This is a genomic window from Arcobacter sp. ISO1 (assembly GCF_058105185.1).
In genome coordinates this window covers 2,803,147-2,825,495 of record NZ_CM176573.1, presented here as the reverse complement: position 1 = coordinate 2,825,495, position 22,349 = coordinate 2,803,147, and the positions used below count along the sequence as shown (strand labels likewise).

Annotated in this window: 22 protein-coding genes; 8 read left to right on the top strand and 14 right to left on the bottom strand. The window is 28.1% G+C overall.

Translation table 11 applies throughout. From position 1 onward, the window contains the following. Window positions 1-62: 62 nt before the first annotated feature. Window positions 63-2,030 (top strand): TRAP transporter permease, encoded by a 1,968-nt coding sequence (locus AC2TY9_RS13985; RefSeq protein WP_489778136.1) that lies wholly within the window; start codon window positions 63-65, stop codon window positions 2,028-2,030. Beyond that, window positions 2,014-2,610 (top strand): lactate utilization protein, encoded by a 597-nt coding sequence (locus AC2TY9_RS13980; protein ID WP_489778135.1) that lies wholly within the window; start codon window positions 2,014-2,016, stop codon window positions 2,608-2,610. The genes AC2TY9_RS13985 and AC2TY9_RS13980 overlap by 17 nt, the downstream gene beginning before the upstream one ends. Window positions 2,611-2,620: 10 nt before the next feature. On the opposite strand, the gene AC2TY9_RS13975 is transcribed toward AC2TY9_RS13980, so the two are convergent. From AC2TY9_RS13975 to AC2TY9_RS13950, 6 genes are all read right to left on the bottom strand, one after another. After that, a complete protein-coding gene (locus AC2TY9_RS13975) occupies window positions 2,621-3,703 on the bottom strand; it encodes an ABC transporter permease (protein WP_489778134.1) in 1,083 nt (360 codons plus the stop codon). Continuing rightward, window positions 3,703-4,806 carry an ABC transporter permease gene (locus AC2TY9_RS13970; protein WP_489778133.1) on the bottom strand — a complete coding sequence of 368 codons (1,104 nt, stop codon included), beginning with the start codon at window positions 4,804-4,806 and terminating at the stop codon, window positions 3,703-3,705. Before AC2TY9_RS13970 ends, AC2TY9_RS13975 begins: the two co-directional genes overlap by 1 nt. Further along, window positions 4,799-6,496: an ATP-binding cassette domain-containing protein gene (locus AC2TY9_RS13965; protein WP_489778132.1), complete on the bottom strand. Its 1,698-nt coding sequence runs from the start codon at window positions 6,494-6,496 to the stop codon at window positions 4,799-4,801. Before AC2TY9_RS13965 ends, AC2TY9_RS13970 begins: the two co-directional genes overlap by 8 nt. Window positions 6,497-6,504: 8 nt before the next feature. Next, entirely contained in the window at window positions 6,505-7,467 is a 963-nt protein-coding gene (locus tag AC2TY9_RS13960; RefSeq protein ID WP_489778131.1) for an HlyD family secretion protein, read from the bottom strand. 100 nt (window positions 7,468-7,567) lie between these two features. Then, window positions 7,568-8,188: a cupin domain-containing protein gene (locus AC2TY9_RS13955; protein ID WP_489778130.1), complete on the bottom strand. Its 621-nt coding sequence runs from the start codon at window positions 8,186-8,188 to the stop codon at window positions 7,568-7,570. A gap of 20 nt (window positions 8,189-8,208) precedes the next feature. Continuing rightward, entirely contained in the window at window positions 8,209-9,036 is an 828-nt protein-coding gene (locus tag AC2TY9_RS13950; protein WP_489778129.1) for a LysR family transcriptional regulator, read from the bottom strand. Between the two features lie 110 nt (window positions 9,037-9,146). Here AC2TY9_RS13950 and AC2TY9_RS13945 point away from each other — a divergent pair, with 110 nt between their 5' ends. Then, on the top strand, window positions 9,147-9,353 hold the full coding sequence (locus tag AC2TY9_RS13945) for a tautomerase family protein (RefSeq protein ID WP_489778128.1): 207 nt from the start codon (window positions 9,147-9,149) through the stop codon (window positions 9,351-9,353). Next, entirely contained in the window at window positions 9,353-10,543 is a 1,191-nt protein-coding gene (locus AC2TY9_RS13940) for a YbfB/YjiJ family MFS transporter (RefSeq protein ID WP_489778127.1), read from the top strand. The genes AC2TY9_RS13945 and AC2TY9_RS13940 overlap by 1 nt, the downstream gene beginning before the upstream one ends. Before the next feature lies 1 nt (window position 10,544). Here the strand turns inward: AC2TY9_RS13940 and AC2TY9_RS13935 are convergent, their stop codons facing one another. Together AC2TY9_RS13935 and AC2TY9_RS13930 are read right to left on the bottom strand one after the other, a co-directional pair. Next, entirely contained in the window at window positions 10,545-12,482 is a 1,938-nt protein-coding gene (locus AC2TY9_RS13935) for a sensor histidine kinase (protein ID WP_489778126.1), read from the bottom strand. A 153-nt stretch (window positions 12,483-12,635) separates the two neighbouring features. Continuing rightward, complete coding sequence (locus AC2TY9_RS13930) at window positions 12,636-13,145, bottom strand: ferritin (RefSeq protein ID WP_489778125.1); 510 nt, start codon at window positions 13,143-13,145, stop codon at window positions 12,636-12,638. Between the two features lie 137 nt (window positions 13,146-13,282). Here AC2TY9_RS13930 and AC2TY9_RS13925 point away from each other — a divergent pair, with 137 nt between their 5' ends. Further along, window positions 13,283-14,203: a manganese-dependent inorganic pyrophosphatase gene (locus tag AC2TY9_RS13925; protein ID WP_489778124.1), complete on the top strand. Its 921-nt coding sequence runs from the start codon at window positions 13,283-13,285 to the stop codon at window positions 14,201-14,203. Window positions 14,204-14,276: 73 nt separating this feature from the next. Continuing rightward, window positions 14,277-15,044 (top strand): sulfite exporter TauE/SafE family protein, encoded by a 768-nt coding sequence (locus tag AC2TY9_RS13920; protein WP_489778123.1) that lies wholly within the window; start codon window positions 14,277-14,279, stop codon window positions 15,042-15,044. Window positions 15,045-15,130: 86 nt separating this feature from the next. Here AC2TY9_RS13920 and AC2TY9_RS13915 read toward each other — a convergent pair whose 3' ends face one another. The 6 genes from AC2TY9_RS13915 to AC2TY9_RS13890 form a co-directional block, all read right to left on the bottom strand. Continuing rightward, the gene (locus AC2TY9_RS13915; protein ID WP_129062160.1) at window positions 15,131-15,400 is read right to left on the bottom strand and encodes a Txe/YoeB family addiction module toxin; all 270 of its coding nucleotides are present in this window, start codon (window positions 15,398-15,400) and stop codon (window positions 15,131-15,133) included. Beyond that, window positions 15,394-15,639 (bottom strand): type II toxin-antitoxin system Phd/YefM family antitoxin, encoded by a 246-nt coding sequence (locus AC2TY9_RS13910; RefSeq protein WP_489778122.1) that lies wholly within the window; start codon window positions 15,637-15,639, stop codon window positions 15,394-15,396. Before AC2TY9_RS13910 ends, AC2TY9_RS13915 begins: the two co-directional genes overlap by 7 nt. A gap of 201 nt (window positions 15,640-15,840) precedes the next feature. Continuing rightward, window positions 15,841-16,098, bottom strand: coding sequence for a hypothetical protein (locus tag AC2TY9_RS13905; RefSeq protein ID WP_489778121.1), 258 nt, complete (start codon window positions 16,096-16,098; stop codon window positions 15,841-15,843). Window positions 16,099-16,378: 280 nt separating this feature from the next. Further along, the gene (locus tag AC2TY9_RS13900) at window positions 16,379-17,152 is read right to left on the bottom strand and encodes an acyl-[acyl-carrier-protein] thioesterase (protein WP_489778120.1); all 774 of its coding nucleotides are present in this window, start codon (window positions 17,150-17,152) and stop codon (window positions 16,379-16,381) included. A gap of 342 nt (window positions 17,153-17,494) precedes the next feature. Further along, window positions 17,495-19,144, bottom strand: coding sequence for a tetratricopeptide repeat protein (locus AC2TY9_RS13895; protein ID WP_489778119.1), 1,650 nt, complete (start codon window positions 19,142-19,144; stop codon window positions 17,495-17,497). 476 nt (window positions 19,145-19,620) lie between these two features. After that, on the bottom strand, window positions 19,621-20,682 hold the full coding sequence (locus AC2TY9_RS13890; RefSeq protein ID WP_489778118.1) for an arginase family protein: 1,062 nt from the start codon (window positions 20,680-20,682) through the stop codon (window positions 19,621-19,623). A 93-nt stretch (window positions 20,683-20,775) separates the two neighbouring features. On the opposite strand from AC2TY9_RS13890, the gene AC2TY9_RS13885 reads away from it, so the two are divergent. Further along, window positions 20,776-21,861 carry a DNA alkylation repair protein gene (locus AC2TY9_RS13885; RefSeq protein ID WP_489778117.1) on the top strand — a complete coding sequence of 362 codons (1,086 nt, stop codon included), beginning with the start codon at window positions 20,776-20,778 and terminating at the stop codon, window positions 21,859-21,861. Next, the gene (gene ybaK, locus AC2TY9_RS13880; protein WP_489778116.1) at window positions 21,845-22,312 is read left to right on the top strand and encodes a Cys-tRNA(Pro) deacylase; all 468 of its coding nucleotides are present in this window, start codon (window positions 21,845-21,847) and stop codon (window positions 22,310-22,312) included. The genes AC2TY9_RS13885 and ybaK overlap by 17 nt, the downstream gene beginning before the upstream one ends. Window positions 22,313-22,349 lie beyond the last annotated feature (37 nt).

Genomic DNA, 22,349 nt, shown 5'->3' with positions numbered 1-22,349 from the left:
TTTATGAAAGTCACTATAAAAATAGTGTCTTTGATAAATAGGAATCTTGGAAGGATTAATCAATGATCAAAATTAAATATTTTAAAGAAATCACTTTTGTATATGCAATATTTATATCGCTATTTCATTTTTATATAAATGTTTTTGGGGGTATTAGTGATTTGTGGTTTAACTCTGCGCACTTTGCACTTCTAGCTTCACTTGGCTTTTTAACATACGAAGCAATGAAAAATGAAGAGGGGCACAAAGATGAAGTTTCATTAGCTAATATCATTTTTGCTGTTTTAGCATTGGTGACATTTTTTTATATGGCATTTTTTGAAGAGTCATTATATGCTGAATATAATGGTGAGATGAGAGTAAGTGATATTATAATTGCTTCTATGACAATTGGTCTTGCAATTGAGATGGTTAGAAAATCAACTGGGTACATTATCCCTGCAATCATCACTTTTTGTATTGCATATCTATTATTTTTAGGTCAATATTTTGAGGGTGTTTTTGCCTTTGGAGGAATGACCCCCGAAAGATTTTTATATAGAATGTACTATACAAGTGAGGGGATGTTTGGTTCTATTGCAACTATTTCATCAACATATGTTTTTATGTTTATTTTATTTGCTGCTTTTTTACTTAAATCTGGAGCAGGGGACTTTATAGTTGATTTAGCAAAAGGAGTTACTTCAAAATATACAGGTGGAACTGGTCATGTTGCAGTATTTTCATCAGCACTTATGGGAACTATTTCAGGTTCGGCTGTTGCAAATACAGTCTCAACTGGGTCAATTACAATTCCTATGATGAAAAAATCAGGTTTTAAACCAACCTTTGCAGCAGCAGTTGAAACAGCAGCAAGTACAGGTGGACAAATCATGCCTCCAATTATGGGAGCAGGGGCTTTTATTATGGCTCAAATGACTCATATTCCCTTTGTAACTATTATTTCAGTTTCAGTTTTACCAGCAATTTTATATTTTGCTTCTATCTCTTTTTATATTCATATTCATGCAAAAGAGCATAATATAAAAGGTGAAGCAGAAAATGTAGATATAAAAGCAATTTTAAGAGAGGGTGCTCACTTTTTAATTCCCCTTGTAACTTTAGTTGGACTTTTAATTTATGGATTTTCCCCAACATATTCAGCAGGAATCTCAATTGTAGCAATTATTGCAGCTTCATATTTAACAAAAACAAAAAGAATGGGATTAAAACAAATTTTAGAGGCTTTAGCTTTAGGCGCTCAAAATATGGTTGTAACAGGAGTTTTACTTGTTGCAGTTGGTATTATTGTTGGTATTATTAATATCACTGGGGTTGGTATCACCTTTTCTCAATTAATTATTGAATGGTCTAATAACTCACTTATGATAGCTATGATTTTAGTTGCATTAGCTTCTTTAATTTTAGGAATGGGTTTACCTGTAACTGCTTCATATGTAGTTTTATCAGTTTTATGTGCACCAGCACTTGTAGGTCTTATGTTAAGTCCAGAGATGGCAGCACTTGTAAATGCTGGAATTGAGATGCCTGAAGTTGCGATGTATTTACTTGCAGCACACTTGATAATCTTTTGGTTATCCCAAGATTCAAATTTAACTCCACCTGTTTGTCTTGCAGCTTTTGCCGCAGCAGCTATTGCAAAAACTCCACCAATGAGAACAGGTTTTATGTCTTGGAAAGTTGGAAAAGGTATGTATATAGTTCCTCTATTGTTTGCCTTTACTCCACTTATAACAGGAACTTTATTTGAAAAACTTGAGGTATTTGTTTTTGGTTTATTTGGAATCTTGGCTTTTGCAATTGCTATGGAAGGTTTTTGGGATAAAAGAACAAATATTATTGAAAGAGTTATATTTGCCTTTGCATCATTAATGTTATTAAGTCCTGATAGTATGTTTGGATATGAAACAGTTTTTGAAATTGTACAAAATAATCATATAATTGGAGCAATTTTATTTATTTTAGCAATGGCTTATCATAAAATTACATATAAAGTTCATAAAAAGGAATTACATGCAACAACTGCTTGATACTCTAAAACAATGTGGATATGATCCACATTTTGTTCAAACTAAACAAGAAGCTTTAGAATTATCAAAAACTTTTATAAAAGATGAGATGAGTGTAGGGCTAGGTGGCTCTACTACAGTTAGCGAAATAGGTTTACTTGATGAGATTGTTAATAATAAGAATATCACACTTTTTAATCAATATGAAAAGGGTATTTCTATGGAAGAAAATACCAAAAGAAGAAGAGAAGGGATGTTAACTGATCTTTACGTTACAGGGACAAATGCCTTAACAAAAGATGGCAAACTTGTAAATGCTGATGGAAGTGGAAATAGAGTAGCTGCATTAATTTTTGGACCTAAAAAAGTTCTGGTTGTTATTGGAGTTAATAAAATCGTTGAAAATGTTGCTGAAGGTTTTAAAAGACTTATGGAAGTTGCAGCAGTTAAAAATGTTGATAGAATGAACTCAAAATCAATTGAGATGGGAAAAGAACCTAGACACAACCTTGATAATATTGCAAATAAGTTTACTTATATAAAAGCTGATGTTAAAGATAGGATTTCAATAATCATTGTAAATGAAGAATTAGGATATTAATCTTTTAGCTTTAAGTTACTTTTTTCTTAAAAAACCAAGTTGCGATGATTAAAGTTGCAAAACCAATGATAATCATCGGCACTATTTGGTTTAAAGCTAATTCCCACGAAATATCTTTTAAATATACACCTTTTATTAAAATCAAAAAATATTTTAGTGAAATAAAATCTGTAAATGGTATAAGCCAATCTGGCATATTTTCAACTGGTGTTGCAAAGCCTGACATTAAAATTGATGGTACAAGAAGCACAAACGCTCCTAAAATTCCTTGTTGTTGGGTTGATGAGATAGATGAGATAAAAAGACCAAATCCAACAATAGAAAAAACAAAAGCAAAAATAGAGGCTACTAAAATCCAAAATGAACCTATAAAAGGTACACCAAAAAAGATTATAGCACTTAGATAGATAATCATTGCTTCAATAATAGAAATAACCATAGGTGGAATTGTTTTTCCTATAATTAAAATCATTGGACTAATAGGAGCAACTGATATTTGCTCAAAAGTTCCAAGTTCCCGTTCTCTTGCTACAGAAAGTGAAGTTAAAATAAGAGCAATAATCATAGTTAAACTTCCAACTAAATTTGGTAATATCCACCAGAAGTTGTCCAAATTTGGGTTATACCAATTTCTAGTAATAATCATCTCTTTTTTATTTATAAAAGTAGATTGAATTATTTGCTTGACATAAGCAATTGCTAGTTGGGAACTATTTGATTTCCTACCATCTCCTATAATCCCAATAGTAGCAGTTTGACCTTGCGACAAGTTTTTTGAAAAATCTTGAGTAATCTTTATAGCTAAAACAATTTTCTGAGAATCTAATTTTTTCTCTAAATCTAAAACACCATTTAAATATAAAACCTCTTCAAATCTATCGCTGTATTTCAAACTTCTAATTAATTCTTTACTTTGTCTTGAACCATCTGAATCTAAAACTCCAATTGAGATATTTTTAACCTCTAAAGTTACTGCAAAAGCAAAAAGTACAAGTTGTAAAAGTGGAGGTATGATTATAACTATTCGTGAACGTTTATCACTCCATATTGCTAAAAATTCTTTTCTTATTAGGGCTAGTAATTGATTAAACATTAGTTTATCTTCTTTTTTGTGATTAAAAAAATGATGAAAAAAAGTATAAAACCTATTAACAACATAAAAATAGAGTTAGGGATTATAATTTCATAAATATTGCCTGTTAAAAATAGAGTTTGTAAAATAGGTATAAAATATGTTGCTGGAATACCATTTGTTAAAAACTGTAGCCACTGGGGCATACTTGAAATCTGAAAAATAAAACCTGATAAAATCATAGCTGGTAAAAAGCCAACTATTAAAGCCATTTGAGCTGCAACAAATTGATTTTTTGCAAGTGTTGAGATTAAAAGTCCAAGACTAAGACTTGGAATTAAATAAATAGCAGAAGTTAAAAATAAAAGAAAATATGAACCTCTAAATGGTATTTCAAACCAAAAAAGTGTGATTAAGACACAAATAGTAAGGGAAATTAATCCAAGAAAAAAATAAGGGAATAGTTTACTAATAAGTAGTTCTAAAATTGTTGTAGGAGTAGACATAATAGCTTCCATTGTACCTCTTTCCCATTCTCTTGCAACAACCAGAGCTGTTAGAAGAGTACCAATAAGAGTTAGAATTATTGCAATAGAACCTGGCAATAAAAAATATTTACTAGAAAGAGGTGCATTAAACCAATACCTAGTTCTAACTTCAATAGTCGAAGTTGAAGTTAAATTTTCATACTTTAACCAAGATTGCCATAGCTCATTAGAGTATTTATTTACATATCCAGCAATACTTGGTTCACTACCATCAGTTATAATCTCTATTTGTGGCTTACCTTTTAAAATCTCTTTATCAAAATTTGAAGGTATTATTATCATAGCCCTTAAACTTCCTTCTTGAAGTTTAGAAATAAATTCTCTTTTATCTCGACCAATTTCAACTTTAAAGCTTTCACTACTTTCAAATGATTTAATTAAACTTGAGGTGTATTTTGAACTTTTTTCTAAAACTATCCCTACTGGTATCTTTTTAGCATCAAGTGAGATTGCATATCCCATCAAGAATAGAAGCATTAAAGGAAGTATTATAGCAATAATCAAAGCACTAGGATCTCTTAATATTTGGATAGTTTCTTTTATAAATATTGCTTTTAATCTTTGTATACTAATCATTGTCTTCTCTTTTAATTAGTTCAATAAATGCCTCTTCCATTGTTGCATTTTCGGAAACTTCTTTTATAAGATTATGTGGTGTATCAAGGGCGATTGCTTTACCTTTATAAATCAAAGCAATTCTATCACAATATTCTGCTTCATCCATAAAGTGAGTTGTAACCATAATAGTCATACCTTTTCTAACCATTGCATAAATATGATTCCAAAACTCACGTCTAGTTTGTGGGTCAATTCCTGATGTTGGTTCATCTAAAAATAAAACAACAGGGTCATGCATAACTGCACAGGCTAGTGATAATCTTTGTTTATAACCTAAAGGTAAATCACCTGATGGCATTTTTCTATACTTTTTTAAATCAAAAATATCAATCATATTTTCAATTTTTTCTTTTCTTTTTTTCCCTTTTAAACCATAAACTCCTGCAAAAAACTTTAGGTTTTCATATACAGATATTCCTCCATAAAGTGAAAACTTTTGAGACATATATCCTATTTTTGCTCTTGCCTTAAAAGATGATTTTTCTAAGCTCATATTTAAAACTTTTGCAGTACCACTAGTTGGAGGTAAAAGACCACAAAGCATTTTAAAGGTTGTTGATTTTCCAGCTCCATTTGGACCTAAAAAACCAAATATTTCACCCCTTGGGATTTGAAAGTTTACATTATTGGTTGCTACAAATGAGCCAAATTTTTTACTTAAGTTTTTAGCTTCTATTAAAAACTCTTCATCACTTTTTTCAAGCTCTCCCATTTGGGAAGCTAGAGGTGAATCTGCATTAAAGTTACCATTTAATATATTCATAAACCCATCTTCAAAATTAGGAGTTATTTTTTCATATTTACAATTCTTTGCCCCTATAGTTTCTACTTTTGGAAGTAATTCTTCACTATCACAAATTAGTTTTATACTATTTCCTAAAATTACTCCATCTTTTATATTTTTATTTTTTAGTGCAGCTCTAAGGGTTTCTCTTTTATCTTCAATTTCTCCTATGATTTTAAAGACTTTATTTTCCATTGTGTTACTTAAATCTTTTGGAATACCATTAAATACTATTTCACCTTCATTTAGTAAAATTACTTCATCACAAAGTTCTGCTTCATCTAAATAAGCTGTACTCCATATAACTCCAACACCATCAGAGATTAAACTTTGAACTATTGCCCATAATTCTTTTCTTGAAATAGGATCAACTCCGACACCGGGTTCATCTAAAAGTAAAAGTTTAGGCTTTTTAATTAAAGCACAAGCAAGTCCAAGTTTTTGTTTCATTCCACCTGATAAATCCCTTGCTAAAAAGCTAGTGAAATTTTTAAGATTTATAAATTCAAGAAGCTCTTCTATTCTTTTCTTTTGTTCTTCTTTTTTGATTGATTGTAAATTTGCATAAAGTTTTAAGTTCTCTAAAACTGTTAAGTCTTCATAAAGTCCAAATTTTTGTGGCATATAGCCAATCTCTTCTTGAACTTTAAAAGCATCATCTGGCAAGTTATAGTTTAAAACTTTTAGCTCACCTTCTTCTGAGTCTAAAAGTCCTGTCATTAGTCTAATAAGTGTCGTTTTCCCTGCACCATCAGGACCAACAAGTCCTGTAATTTTACCCTCTTTAATCTCTAAAGAGATATTACATAGTGCTTTAGTTTTTCCAAAGTTTTTACTTAAACTTTTAACTTCAACCAATGACATAAATTATCTTATTTTAAATCTTCAAACTTGATAGTTACAGGCATACCTTGTCTAACATTATCATCAGGATTTTGTAAAATTAGTCTAATTCTATAAACTAATTGTGTCCTTAACTCTTCTGTTTGTACATTTTTTGGTGTAAACTCAGCTTGTGCAGAGATAAAACTAACTTTTGCTTTATATTTTTTATCTGTACTATCAGTTGTAACTATTGCTATACTGTTAGGTTTAATTAATCCTAAGTATTTCTCATCAATATAAGATCTGACCCAATATTCATTTGTAATTGCTAAATCTATTACAGGAGTTCCTTTGTTAACTATAGCTCCTATTTCATATGCTCTTGTTAAAATAATACCATCATTTGGCGCATAAAGTTTTGTATCTTTTATATTTATTTTTGCAAGACTTTCTTTTGCTTTTAAGGATTCAAGTTTTCCTTCCGCCATCATTATATCTTCTCTTTGGTATCCATTTTCAAGTTCATCTAAGGCACTTTTAGTGTATGTAACTTGTGCTTTTGAAACTTCATACGCAAATTTATAATCTTCAAAGGTTTGATTTGAGATTGATTGAGTATCATATAGCTTTTTAAATCTTTCATAATCTTTTTTACTTTTTCTAAGTTCAACTAAACTTTTTTTATAGGAAGCTTTTGCTTTTTGAATCTCTTCAATTCTATAACCTTTTTTTAGTTTTAAAATATTTGATTCTTGAACTTTAATTTGAGCTTGTATTTCTTTTAATGCTTCTTTGTAAATATCATCTTCTAGTTCAACTATTAATTCACCTTTTTTGACAAATTGACCTTCATCAAAATAGATATTTTTTATTTTACCTGATACTCTATGTCCTAAACTTACAGTTCGTAAATCTATATTTCCATAAAATTTTGTTTCTTCTTCTTTCTTTGAGCATGCTAAAAAAATCATTGAGATTAAAATAGGTAGTAATAGTAGTTTCATCTTCATTATATAGCCTTATGGTCTGTTATAAAATTATTATAACAAATTATCAGTTAATAGAATTTAACTTTTTTTGTTATTTTTTTAACTTATGAGAGCATTGATTTTATAAATGCCCAGTTTTTACAAAGATTATAGTTTCCTCATTTACATAAGGATGGTGCCTACTTAGATGTGGACTTCTAATCCAAGTACCTATTTTGTACTCTCCATGTTCATCTATAAACGTTCCTTTTAAAACAAGTATCTCTTCTCCTCCCCAATGTGTATGGGGGATAAAAACTTCATCTTTTGGCCATTTTACTAAAGCTGTTTGGTCTGATAGGGGCATCACTTGTAAATTACCTTGACCTTGCAACCATTGAGTATTTGATGTATCAACAATTGAACTTTCTACTGTATTTTGAGAATAATTTATTTTTTTAAAAATTTCACAGCTACTACCAGTAGTGATTCTTGATTCATCCTCTCTTGGAAGTTTTAAATAAGTTCCTTTTTTAAAATCTCCAAACTCATTTGAATATGTTCCATCTAAAATAAAAATTTCAACACTGTTGATTCTTTTGCTATTTTTAAAGCTTGAATTTTTATCAAGTTTAATCAAAGAAGTTTCTTTATCTTCATCCAATGAGAATATCTTTTTATGGCAATTTAAAATATCATCATATTGCCATTTGATATTAGCTTCATCTAAAGATATTGACTTATCATATTCTATATTTATCATCGTTTCCCTTTTTAAACTTCTTAGAAATTCATATTAATCAAATAATTGCTTATCTTTGGTATGTAATCTTTTCTACAAACTAAACAAGTTGGAATATATGCTGTTTTCTTATCTAACTTTGTAATTTTAACATCATTTATAAATCCAAGTTTTTCTACCAAGTTTGTGGGAAGTAAAGTTTTACCCATACCAGATTTCACGCAGGCAAGTATTGTTTCTAAGCTACCAAAAGAGAGACTTTTTTCAATAGTTTCTCCTTTTTTTTGATAGTAGTTTTTCAAAAACTCATCATAGGCACAACCTTCTTTAAATGATAAAATTACATTTGGAGTGTTTTCCTCTTTTGGCTCTAGTATTGCTATCTCTTCTTCATATTTTTTTAAGACAAGTAATTCATCATCTTTAGGCTCCCCACTAACAAAAGCAATATCTATTTTATAATTTAAAATTAATTGAATCATATCTCTAGTTGTACCAGTTAAAAGTTCCATTTGCATTTTTGGAAAGTCTTTATGTAGTTCCATTAAAAATTGTGAAATTCTAACTGCTGCATTACAATCTGTTGAACCTACAATTAACTTTTTTTGGTGTTGTTGATTCTGTATATCAGATATTGCAAATTCAACTTTTTTTACTATTTCAACTGCATGTTTGTAAAGTCGTTCCCCTTCATTTGTCAAAATCACACCCTTTGGTACTCTATGAAAAAGAGTGCAGTCTAAAGATTTTTCTAATTGCTTTATTCTAGATGTTACATTTGATTGGGCAAAACCAAGCTCATTTGCTCCCAAAGAAATACTTTTATTGTTTGCAACACTTATAAATATTTTTAGTAAATTTGAATCCATATCACTAATCCTTATATCACATATCACGATTTAGTATTTGACACCATATCACATTTAGTGATAGTATACATAAAAAATATTTAACTACAATCTATTTTAAAGGAGTTTTTATGCCAATAATTAATGTAAAAATGACCCACGAAGATGGTGGAGCAACAAAAGAACAAAAAGAGCTTTTAGCAAAAAAACTAACAGATGCCTTTGTAGAGGTTTTTAATAGAGGTGAAAAAACTTGTGTTGTAACAATTGATGAAGTTTCTACAGATAATTATGCAATTGGTGGGAAAACTATTACAAATATTAGAAAAGGTGATTAATGAATCTAAATTTATTAGATAGAAACAACAATTTATCTATATTAATAGCTGGAATTATCGCAGTTATTATAGGTATTGGTGTAGCAAGGTTTGCCTTTACTTCCCTTTTACCACCAATGCTTGAAGGTTTTTTAACAGTAACTTTTGCTGGTCTTTTAGCTGCTGTTAATTTTGCAGGATATTTAAGTGGTTCAATCTTTTCCATGTTTATAAAAGATATTAATCAAAAAGTATTACTTTTTAGAATGGGAATAGTTTTATGTATATCAACTACTTTTGTTTTAGGGCTTACTGAAAATGAAACAATTTGGTTTATAAGTAGAATTATTGCAGGCTTTGGGGCTGCTATGGCCTTTGTTGTTGGTTCTGCAATTGTAATGACAAAACTAAATTTTGAAAATAAAACAAAAGCAATGGGGATACATTTTAGTGGAATTGGTTTTTCGATTTTAACAACCGATTTAGTTAGTCGTGCTGTTTTAAGTAGTGGTTATGATTGGAAAAGCTCTTGGTTAGTTTTAAGTTTTTTTGCTATTTTAGCATCAATATATTCTATGTATATTTTATGTTTTGATAAAAAAGTAAAAACAAAAGTTGTAAAACATAAATTTAATTTTTCTTTATTTACTCCTTTTGTAATTTTAATTATCATTGCTTACTTTACAGAAGGAGTAGGTTTTGTTGTTCAAGCAACTTTTTTACCTGACATAATCAATACCCTTGAAGGTCTTGAAGGGTATGGTAGTTTAACATGGACTTTAGTTGGATTAGCTGGGATTCCTTCATGTATTATTTGGATGAATCTTGCATCAAGAAAGGGAAGTGTAAATATTATAATTATTGCTTTATTTGTTCAAATGATAGGAATTTTAATCCCAACTTTTACAACTAATATCTATATGAATCTGCTTAGTGGGGTTTTGTATGGTGGTACATTTGTTGGACTTGTTGGATTATTTATGAATTTAGGTGGTAAATTAGCTGGAAGTAATCCTGTTATTTTAATGGGAGCTGTTACAACATCTTATGGAGTAGGGCAAGTTATAGCGCCATTATATTCTGTTTATTTTATTGAAAAGTATGGAAATTATGATTACTCTTTATATTTGACTGCATTAATAGTATTTTTGGGAATTATTCTTTTATTTTTTGCTAAAACAATAATGACAGATGAACAAAAGAGATTATAGTTTAGGCTAAAATCTCTTTTACCTTCTCAACTGCTAGATTGTTATCAAAAGGCTTATGTAGAATCCCTTTTGATTTTTCTTTTATATTTTCGTTAATTTGTTCACTATCTTTTGTTGCAATAAGATAATTAACCTCTAAATTTAAAATCTTTTCAATATTTGATTCTTCCAACGACTCATTATCAATAACAAGTAAATCAAACTCTTCGTCTCTTAGTTTTTTGAACATATCAATGGTATTGTTGATTTGTTGAGTTTGGAAGTTTTTATTAAATTCAATTATTAAACTCATATAACTAATTGGATCACTATTTAGCACTAAAATTTTAGATGTATCTTTTGTTTGATTATCCTCTTTTTCATCTTCCATATCAAATAAAAATTCATGTTCTAAATCTTCAAGTTTATTTGAGTTATTTACTTTTTTAGTAACTTGTTCACTAGATACCATATCTAGGTTTTTTGGTATCTCTATTTTTATTGTTGTTCCTATTTTAACTTTACTTTCTATATTTATTGAACCATTAAATAGAGTAATTAAGTCTTTACAAATTGCTAAACCTAAACCAGTTCCTCCATATTTTCTAGTTGTACTTCCATCTGCTTGTTTAAACCTATCAAATATATGTTCTAGTTTATCTTCAGAAATTCCAATTCCATCATCACTTACAACAATTTGTATGGTTTCTTCTTTTTCTTGAACAATTAATCTAATCTCACCATCTTTTACAAATTTAATTGAATTTCCAATTAAGTTTTTAAGTACTTGATTTAATCTTGATTCGTCTGTATATATCTCTTTTAAAGATTTATCAATTTTAGTTACAAGCTTAATACCTTTCTCTTTTGCTTGAGGATAGAACATGTCATTTATTTTTTGAATAAAAGATTCAATATTTATCAACTCATAATTTAGTTTCATTTTTCCAGCTTCTAATTTTGAAAGGTCTAAAATGTCATTGATTAAGAAAAGTAAATCATTACCACAGTTGTTTATAATTTTTAAGTTTTTAATATCTTTTTCATCAAATTTATCAGACTTATTTTTCATCATTATAGAACTAATAAGATTAATAGAATTAAGTGGAGTTTTTAACTCATGACTCATATTTGCTAAGAAATCATCTTTTGTTTTGTTAGCTTCTTCTAAAGCTTTTTTCTGTTGGTTTTGAATCATAGTTAGCTGTTTTAAGTTGATGATATCTTCACTTATTTTACTTGACATTTTATTAAAAGATTTTGCTAGAATTGTTAACTCTCTCATGTTTTTTAAATCTAATTTAATAGCAACTTTCTCATCATCATGGGATTCAAAACTTTTAATACCATCAATTAACTCTTTTAAAGGCATTGTAAGATATTTGTGGGTTGCATAAACTGTCAATCCCCAAAAAAGTAATATACTTAAAATAATATTGAAAATAATTAAGAAAATTGTCTCTTTTGTATAATCAAAGACTGTCTGTTTTGTAGTATAAAAAGTTAAAGTTCCTATCTCTTCACCATTTCCATCAACGAAATTGTGTATTTTATGATTAAAGCTAATTAAAGGAGATACAGAATAGACAAAGTTTTCATCTCTTTCTTTCCCTTTGTATTTATCTCTTAATTTTTTGTCAACAAGTCCCCGTAAAGTAATAACTTTGTTTTTTGAAACTAAAGAGATTCCCTTTATATCATCTTGTTCTAGCATCATTTCATTTAATATATTTTTTAAATTATCTTTATCATCAAACCAAACTCCATAAGTCAATCTTTTATTAAAATGTTTAAATGCTTGATTGAAATCTTTTCCCATTCTATTAACTGATGTATTAAGTTCTGAGTATATTTGGTATGAGGTTAATAATGAAGCAAAAATAATATACGAAATCAATATTTTTTTAAATATTAAATAGCCAATGGTATTATTGAAATTTCTAAAAATTTGATTATCCAAAATATACTCCTTAAACATTTGAAACTATTATAACTTTTAAAGGTATCGTAATAGTATTAGAATAGAAATAATTTTGTAAAATAATGAGAATTTAAAAAAAGTTTATAAAATAAAATAGAAGAATAAAGCAAGAGGTGCCCCTCTTACCTAAGCTTAATTAGTAGTTGGATCTACAAAAGTTCTTCCTGCTAGATCTTTATCAATTGTAAATAATCCATAACCATTGTCTCCAACAAGTTTTATATGATCAATTATTTCACTTAAAGTTGCTTCTTCTTCTACTTGTTCTGTAACATACCATTGTAGTAGATTGTATGTTGCATGGTCTTTTTCTTTCATCGCTAAATCAGAAAGATTATTTAAATTTTTTGACATTGATTGTTCATGTAGGAGTGCTTTTATAAATACATCTAAAAGTGATTTATATTCTACTCTTGAACTTTTAATTTCTGGAAGTTCAATATCTGAATCTTGATCTTCTAAATATTTAAAAAATTTCATTCCATGGGAAACTTCTTCTTGATATTGAATTAAAAACCAAGATGCAGCTCCATTAAAACCCTCCTTTGAACAATATGCACTCATACCTAAATATAGATATGCAGAATGAAATTCCTTGTTAAGTTGTTTTACTAATGCTTTTTCTAAATTTTTATTTATCATAATTTCTCCTTTTTGACATTCTAACTTTTTCAATTGAAATAATTCTATTTAATCTATTGTAGCTTTAAGACTTAAAATAATCCTAAAAGAGATTTAGATAGAATCACGCAAAAAGAAAGATAACAAGGATATATTTTATGGCAATTTATACATGTGGACATACAACTCCTGATTCAGATTCTATTTGTTCAGCAATCTCTTTAGGGTACCTTTTAAATAAAATTGGACGTGAAGCGATTCCAGCTAGACAAGGAGTAGTTTCTCCTGAGACTCAATTTATCTTAGATAAATTTGGTTTTGATGCTCCTATGCTTAAAACAGAGTTTGCTGGTGAAGAGATTTTTATTACTGATTATTCTGATAGAGGACAAGCTCCAAAAGATATTGATGAAGCAACTATTGTTGGTATTGTTGATCACCACAAATTAGGTGACTTAACAACTTCAACTCCATTAGAGTGTTGGATTAGACCTGTTGGTTGTACAAATACAATTGTTAAAGAGATGTATGATTATCATAAAGTAGAAATACCAAAAGAGATTGCTGGTGTTATGTTATGTGCTATTTTAAGTGATACTGTAATTTTTAAATCACCAACTTGTACACCAAAAGATATCGAAGTAGTTAGAGAATTAGCTGAAATTGCAGAGGTTGATGATTTTGGTGAACTTGGTATGGAGATGTTTAAAGTAAAATCAGCTGTTGATGGAACTCCTGTTAGAGATTTGATTTTAAGAGATTATAAACCTTTTGACATGCATGGAAATGATGTTGGTATTGGGCAATTAGAAGTTATTGACTTAGCAATTTTTGATTCAATCAAAGATGAATTACAAGCTGATTTAGACAAACTTAGAGAAGAAAACAATCTTCATACTGCTTGTTTATTATTGACTGATATTATGAAAGAGGGGTCTGAAGTATTAGTTTCTTCAAGTGATTCTTCTATTTTTGAAAAAGCATTTGATGTAAAACTAGAAAATGGTAAAGTTTGGTTAGATGGTTGTCTATCTAGAAAAAAACAAGTTATTCCTTTCTTGCAACCTGCATTTGCATAATTCTTAAACACAAAACATATTCAAATAGAGTAGCTTCTTTGCTACTCTTATTTTATTTTTATTAGGATTTCCCATGGAACTTTTTGCTGATATTACTCTTTATTGGGTAATAGGATTTGTTATTGCTGGTTTTTTAGCAGGGTATATAGACTCAATAGCTGGTGGTGGTGGAATGGTACAAGTTCCTGTATTACTTCTAAGTGGTTTATCTCCTATTCATGTTTTAGCTTCAAATAAAATGGCTGGTTTAGTTGGTGTTTTAATGGCAACAATTAAATATGCACTTAGTAAAAAGATATCTTGGAAAGTTGTAAGTATCGCTATTATTCCTTGTCTAGTGGCTTCTTATATTGGAAGTAGATTAATAATGTTTGTATCTGATGAGATAATTACTTGGGCTATCATTTTAGCTATTCCTGTTGCTATGGTATTTTTATTTAAAAAAAGTAAAAAAATAGTAGAAGAAAAAACAAAACTAAATAATAAAAATATTATTCTTGCAACTGCTCCAATTGGATTTTATGATGGTTTATTAGGTCCTGGAACAGGAACTTATATGACTATTTCTATGAAAAAGTTTTTGCATCTTGATTATTTAGTTTCAACAGCATCAACTAAGCCTTTAAATTTTGCTACAAATGTAGGTTCTGCTATTGCCTTTATTTTTGCAGGAAAAGTATTATGGGGAGTTGCTATTGTTTTGGGATTAGCAAATATAGCTGGCTCATATGTTGGAAGTCATTATGCTATCAAAGGTGGAGAAGAATTTATAAAAAAAGTACTTGTCTTTGTACTTGTTTTTATGTTAGTTGGAAATATAATAAAAATAGTTGTGAGTTAATGAAAACAAAAATTTTTAAAATAACGTTTGACTTTAGCCAATAAATTCCCGCTAGGGTAATTTATTGGCTCCACTGATTTGTTATCTTATTCTCCATAATGTGACCACATTCTAGAAATTCTTACTTTCTTTTCATCTTCTTTTACTTCATAAACCAGTCTATGTTGAATATTTATTCTTCTCGAATAGGAACCATTTAAGTTTCCTACTAATTTTTCATAAGGAGGTGGGTTTTGAAATGGATCTTTTCTTATTATTTCAATAAGCTCTTTAGCTTTTTTATCTAAATTAGCACTTGATAGTTTTTTAGCATCTTTTAATGCTAATTTACTATAAAGTATTTTATACTCTACCATTCAATATCTTCACTAAACTCACTATCATCTGCATTCATAGACTCTTGAATTGAAGAAGCCATATTTGGTATAGAATTTAAATATAGTGTTTCTTCTATTGCATTCCAGTCTTCTTGTGAAAGCATAACCACATTGTTTCTTTTTCCAGTAATAAGCACTGGTTCATGAGTCTGTGCCGTTTCATCCATGACATTATAAATGTCCGCTCTAACTTGACTTACTGACATAATTTTGGTCATATTCAACCCTTTAAGTTAATTTTATATATTGTACTCAATATCGTACGTTTTGTCAAGAAGTATGATTTTTTAGATAACGGTTGACTTGAAAAACAAGGGATGATGCCACTTGATTATTTGAATTTTCATTTTAGCTTTTTTGTTCTAAAAAGTTTAAATTAACCGCAGTGTACCCTTGTTTTTCTTCCAAGGTTTTGTTATCTATTTAAATAGTAATTTAATTTTGCCATCCCAAATTACAAAGTTGACTTTCCATATTTGTTTTGGCTTATAGAAGATACACATATACCTAATTGCCATGTTGTCATATTTTAAAATATAAGTATGCTTAACAAAACTATTTCCTACTTTTTCTGTATCAATAAAATCTGTACCAATAGCATTTCCAAAACGTTTGTCTACCATAGATAATTGCGTTTGTGTCTGATATGCAACATTATCAATTTCCACTGATGGCAAAGGCCAATAAGGTTTTAAATCGTTAAATGCTTATTGAATTTTTCTATTCTTTACTTAATTATATATCCTGTTCAAGAATTTCAGATTTATCGTTATCACTTGACCCCTATTTTCTTATCTGTGCTTTAAGCTTAAAATAGTTTTGAAAAAATCATTCTTGAAAAACTAGTTGACATAATGGACATCATATCTCTGCGTATGTTCATTTATCTGTAAAGTTAAATGATTATACATTATTTATTATATAGTATTTTGGTTTGGGAAAAGAGTATAGATAGGATTAAATAAGTATTGTGTCTCCGGAATTTTCAAATTTTTTCCAGATAGTTTTACCCGTGGCACAAACTTTATTTGTGCTTTTAATTTGAATAGTATGTACAAAAGAGTTTTCAGAACTATCCTTTTTTGTTGAAGATAAAATCACATCACCATATTGAGCCTCTGATATAAAACGCCCATCTATAAAGTACAAATAATAGTTATTTAATATCTCATTAGGTATTGATTCTATTAGCCATTGTAGATATCTAAGATTATTAACATGTTTGTTAGTATCAGTATCATACATATTAACTTTAAACTCTTTTCTATATTCAAAAGAATCAAGAGCTTCAATTTTATTACTTATATCGTGTTCATGAGATACTGATTTGTCTGATGACCATCTTTTTAAAAAGTCTGGAAGTATTCGTGTAGGTCTTCTTTTTTTTATATCATAAAAAAGCCATAAACCTCTAGCTCTTCCTATAATATTATAGTTTTCATCATAAATGATATTTTCTCTAAATCCTCTAATAGTCTGATATTTTGATATCCAAGTTCTAATAATTATTTTTTCTTTATATAAAGGATAGCGTTGCATTTGCATCATACCAGATAGCAATACCCATCCAAGATTTTCTGACATCAAAGATAAAAGATTATGCCCAGCATAATGACAATGCTCAGCAGCAGTTTCTTGAAGCAAAGTCAATATAGCAATAGGAGAAGCTTCCCCTAATCTATTCAACTCAAAAAATCTCAATTCAAACTCTTTATCAAAATAATTTTCCACAAAAACTCCTTTAATAAATAGAATATATGCAATTTAATAAGTATTGTCAAGAGTAAAGGAAAAATCCCCGGATTTTTCAATTGCTTTAGATAATGATTCTGCATTTTTGGGTATTATATAAAGTTATTTAAAGATATTTAGTAGTCTCTTTTTTAATTGTTATCTTTAATCTTATCTTTCATCTGTATTATTATTTTACCATAAGATTAAGTGAATTTTCTATTTAAAATTATACATTCTTTACTTAATTATATATCTTGTTCCCAAAATTTCAGAGTTATCGTTATCACCTGACCCCTATTTTTCTGCTAGGTTTTGTTAGTTTTTAAACTACAATTATATTTAAAAGTTAGCATTATTTATTTTATTTAACATTTGTATCATTTGATTAACTTGTAATATAACATTCTTAGTTTCAGGATGTTCTTGTCCAAGTATTTTTGATTTTATTTCACAAACTACTTTATAATATTCTATTGACTTAGTATATTGTCCTATACAACCATAAGCTATTCCTAGAAATTGATAGGTTGATGCTGTATCAAGATTATATTTACCTATTGTTTTTAATTGTATATTTACTGCTTTTTCTAAATAATTTATTGTAATATTATGCTTACCTATAAATCCATATGCTTTACCTAAGTCATAGTATGTTTCAGCCGTATTAAAATGATTTTCACCTACAGTTTTTAGTCTTATGTCTAACGCTTTTTTATAATAATCTATTGCTTCATCATATTCTTTTTTATTGAAATATGACTTTCCTAAATTACTATAATTTGAAGCTATAATAGGATTTTCAATTCCCATAGTTTTTAGTCGTATTTCTAATGATTTTTTAAAATAACTTATAGAACTATCATATTCATCTTTTAAACCATGTGCTATACCTAAATTATTATATGTAAGTGCTGTATCAGGATGTTTATCTCCTTGTATTTTAAGATTAATACTTAATGCTTTTTTATAGTATTCTATAGCTTTATCAAATTCATTTTTTGATTTGTATGCTATTCCAAAATTATTATATAATCCAGCAATGTATGGATGGTCTTCACTTACTAGTTTTAATTGTATTTCTAATGCTTTTTTATAATATTCTATTGCTTCATCATATTTTCCTTTTTCTTTTAAAACTATACCTAAATTACTATATGTATATGATATTATTTCATCAGCTCTATCATCATTGATTTCAAGTAATATCTTTAAAGCATTTTTATAATATTCAATAGCGTTTTGATATTCACCTTTTGAATATGAACTTACTCCTAGATTAACATATATACCAGCTAGATTTGTATTGTATTTACCCTCATTTTTTAATGTTATATCTAGGGCATTTGTAAAATATAATATTGCTTTATCATATTTTCCAGTAGAAATATATATTTTTCCTATGTCGTTATATGTTGATACTATATTTTTATGATTTTTACCTAAAGTTTTTATTTTTATTTCTAAACTTTTCTCATAATACATTATTGACTTAATATAATCAAACTGAAGATATGCAATATTTCCAAGCCTACTATATGAAGTAGCAAGCTTATTTTCAGTTTTATTTATGTTAGAAAGTTCAAGTCTTTCTGCTTCTTCAAAATCTTCATTCTCTAATGCAATTTGGAACTTTTTACTTGAACCTTTTTTTAAACTAACATATTTTTCTTTCCATTCTCTTATAATTTTATTTTTATTTTCAATTGTAATTTCTTGTGTATCTAATTTTTGTACTAAATGGGTATAAACTTTTTCTGGAATTTTTTCATTTTTCTTATTTTCAAACTGTTTAAGTATTAGAGCTACTATAATACTTAAAATTATAACTCCTACAGCTGTGCCAGTAAACAATTCATTTAATAAATAATTTGAGTTTAATAGTGTAGTATCAATAATATTTTTGAAACCTATTTCAATGAAATATAATATTGTTGTAACTATTAATATTATTGTTCCAATCAAGATTAAAATTCTAAAATTTTTATTCATTTGTACACTTTATCCTATACTTTAAAGTTTATATTACTATGGAGACTAACGGCAGTGCTGAGCGACACTCAGAAAGGAGGATTGAAAACGGAGTTTTCGAAATCCAACTGAATGAGTGGAAAAGAGTGTTCGCTCCTGCGACTTGTTATCCGAACGCCGTAGGCGAAGGATGACAAGAACTCGCTCAGTACTGCCGTTATCAGGTCGCCGTAGGCGAGCTGATAACTATTTATTGAATATACATTATATAAATAAAGCACTTAAATGCACTTATTTATTATATTTTCCAAAAGAGCTTATTTTAAGGTAGTTTGTAAAAAAACAATAGAAAATATGATGACTTTTTTCTATACTTTTATTTCAAGTTATAATTTTCATGTGTATTTTATGTCGATATTTAGAACTTTAATATACATAATGTATGTTAAATGTGAAAAATCAACTTGAAACAACATTTAGGATATTTTTAAGTCATTTTATTTATATGATATTTTATTTTGACTTGCAAGTAAAGCAGAGCAAAGTTGGTATAAAACCCTTGCTCCAACATTCTCATCCCAGTCATTCTCACTACTTCCTACTTCACACAAATCAAACCCTATGATGTTTCTACCACTTTCTACAACCATATAAATTAAGTGTTCTAATTGGCTATATCTTAATCCACCAGGAACTGGTGTTCCTGTATTTGGGCAGTTCAAAGGTTCTAATCCATCAATATCAATAGAAAGATATACATTTTTAGGAAGTTGTTCTATATAAGAAGAAAAAATACTTTCTAAAGACTCTCCTTTGGCAAGAAGTTGTTGCATATTTGTATCATATAAACATGCACCTTTTTGTTTATAATTTTTCATTCGTAAAGATTCTTCATTGCTATAATCTCTTATTCCAACTTGAACAAGTTTGCTAACCTTCTCACACTCTTTCATAGTATTATAAAAAATAGATGCATGGGAATAAGTAAACCCTTCATAGGCCTCTCTTAAATCATGGTGAGCATCAACATGTAAAATCCCAAACTCTTCAGTTTGAGTATCATTTAATGCTTTTAAAAGACCTAAAGGTGAAGAATGATCACCTCCTACAACACCTACAAACTTATCTTTTTTTAATTGTTTTAGTGATTTTTTATAAACAGAGTTATTTAGTATATTTGATGCTTTATTTACAAAATCTAATGCTTTTTTGTCTGTTGAATTACTTTCTAATGCTTCAATAACTTTAATAGCCTTTTTTCTTGCTTTATTGCTTAGCTTTAAAAGTTTTTTATCAGTTTTAAGCATTGTAATACCAGCCGTATATGGTTTTTCATAATGAAAAGTTTCTAAATCAAGTTGATGACTTGATATTTTAATCTTATCAGGAGCTTTTGCTGTTCCTTCTCCAAATGAGACAGTTGTTTCCCATGGAACTGGTATTAAGATTAAACTTGCTTCATTTGGATCTAATTTCCCTCCAATAAAACCATCATCTTCTTGAGGTGGAAGACCAAGCTCTAGTATTTTTATCTCTTCTTCTAAAGTTCTATATGACATCAATTTTCCTAAAATCTATTAAATTTATTAAATTATAGAATAAAAATCTCAATAGTATTGTTAATTTTTAATTTTATTTATATAAAATCTAATATGGCAGAACAATTAAAGAATATTTATACCCACGAGTATATATCAAACTTAGCTAATAAAATAAAATTAAACTATAAAGATTTTGAAAAAGAGAGTTTTTTCAACTCTATTTTTGATAAGTTATGGGATGGGCTTGAATTAAAACAAAGAATGAGACATATAGCTATTTGTTTGAATCAATACTTGCCAATATCTTATGAAAATCAATTAGAGGTTTTAAAAGAAGTTTCAAAAGATTTTTCATCTTATGAAGCTATGTTTTTTCAAGATTTTGTTGAAGTTTATGGTTTAGAAGATTTTGAAAACTCAATGAAAGCATTGGAAATTTTTACTATTGATTCAAGTAGTGAGTTTGCAATTAGACAATTTATTATAAAATATGAAGATAAAACAATGTCTCAAATGAAACTTTGGGCAAAAAGTAAAAATGAACATATTAGAAGGTTATCTTGTGAAGGGTGTCGTCCTAGACTTCCATGGGCAATTGCTCTTCCTAAGTTTAAACAAAACCCTTCAAAAGTTTTAGAGATAATTGAACTTTTAAAATATGATAAATCAAAATATGTTCAAAAAAGTGTTGCTAATAACTTAAATGATATTTCAAAGGATAATTCACACTTAGTAATAGATTTTGTAAAAAAGAATTTAGGAGTCTCAAAAGAACTTGATTGGATTTGCAAACATGCAAGTAGAACACTATTAAAAAAATCAAATGAAGAGATTTTAGAATTATTTAATTTAGGGAAATCAAGTCATGTTGATATTAGAAATTTTGATTATGATAAAAAAGTAAAATTAAATGGTATTTTAAATTTCTCTTTTGAACTAGTTTCACAAGAAGTTTTAGGAAATCTAAGAATAGAATATGAAATAGATTATTTAAAATCAAATGGAACACATAATAAAAAAAGATTTATGATTTCACAAAATTATATTGATAGTAAAAGTAAAACTTTTTTAAAAAAACAACAATTTAAAAACTTAACTACTAGAAAACATTATTTGGGTAAACACTATTTATCAATAATTATAAATGGAAAAGAGTTTATAAAAAAGGAATTTATATTAAATGACACCAGCAATTAATTTACTTAAGAAAAATAAAATAAAATTTCAAATTCATAAATATGACCATGATCCTTTATGCACGGATTTTGGTAATGAAGCGGTTGAGAAACTTGGACTTGATAAAAACCAAGTTTTTAAAACACTTTTAGTTGAATTAAGTCCCAAAGAGCTTGCTGTAGGGGTTGTACCAGTCTCTTCAATGTTAAGTTTAAAAGAGATAGCAAGTGCTTTAAAAGCAAAAAAAGCAGTTATGGCAGATAAACAAGAAGCACAAAAAGTAACAGGATATTTATTAGGAGGAATCTCCCCTTTAGGTCAAAAGAAAAAATTAAAAACTGTGATTGACAACAGTGCCTTTGACTTTAAAACAATATTTATTAGTGGAGGGAAAAGAGGTTTAGATATTGAGCTTGATCCAACTGATATAAAGAAATTATTAAACGCTGTTACTTATAAGATATCCACATAGATATAATTTATACAATTAATTATTTTTTTAACATTTT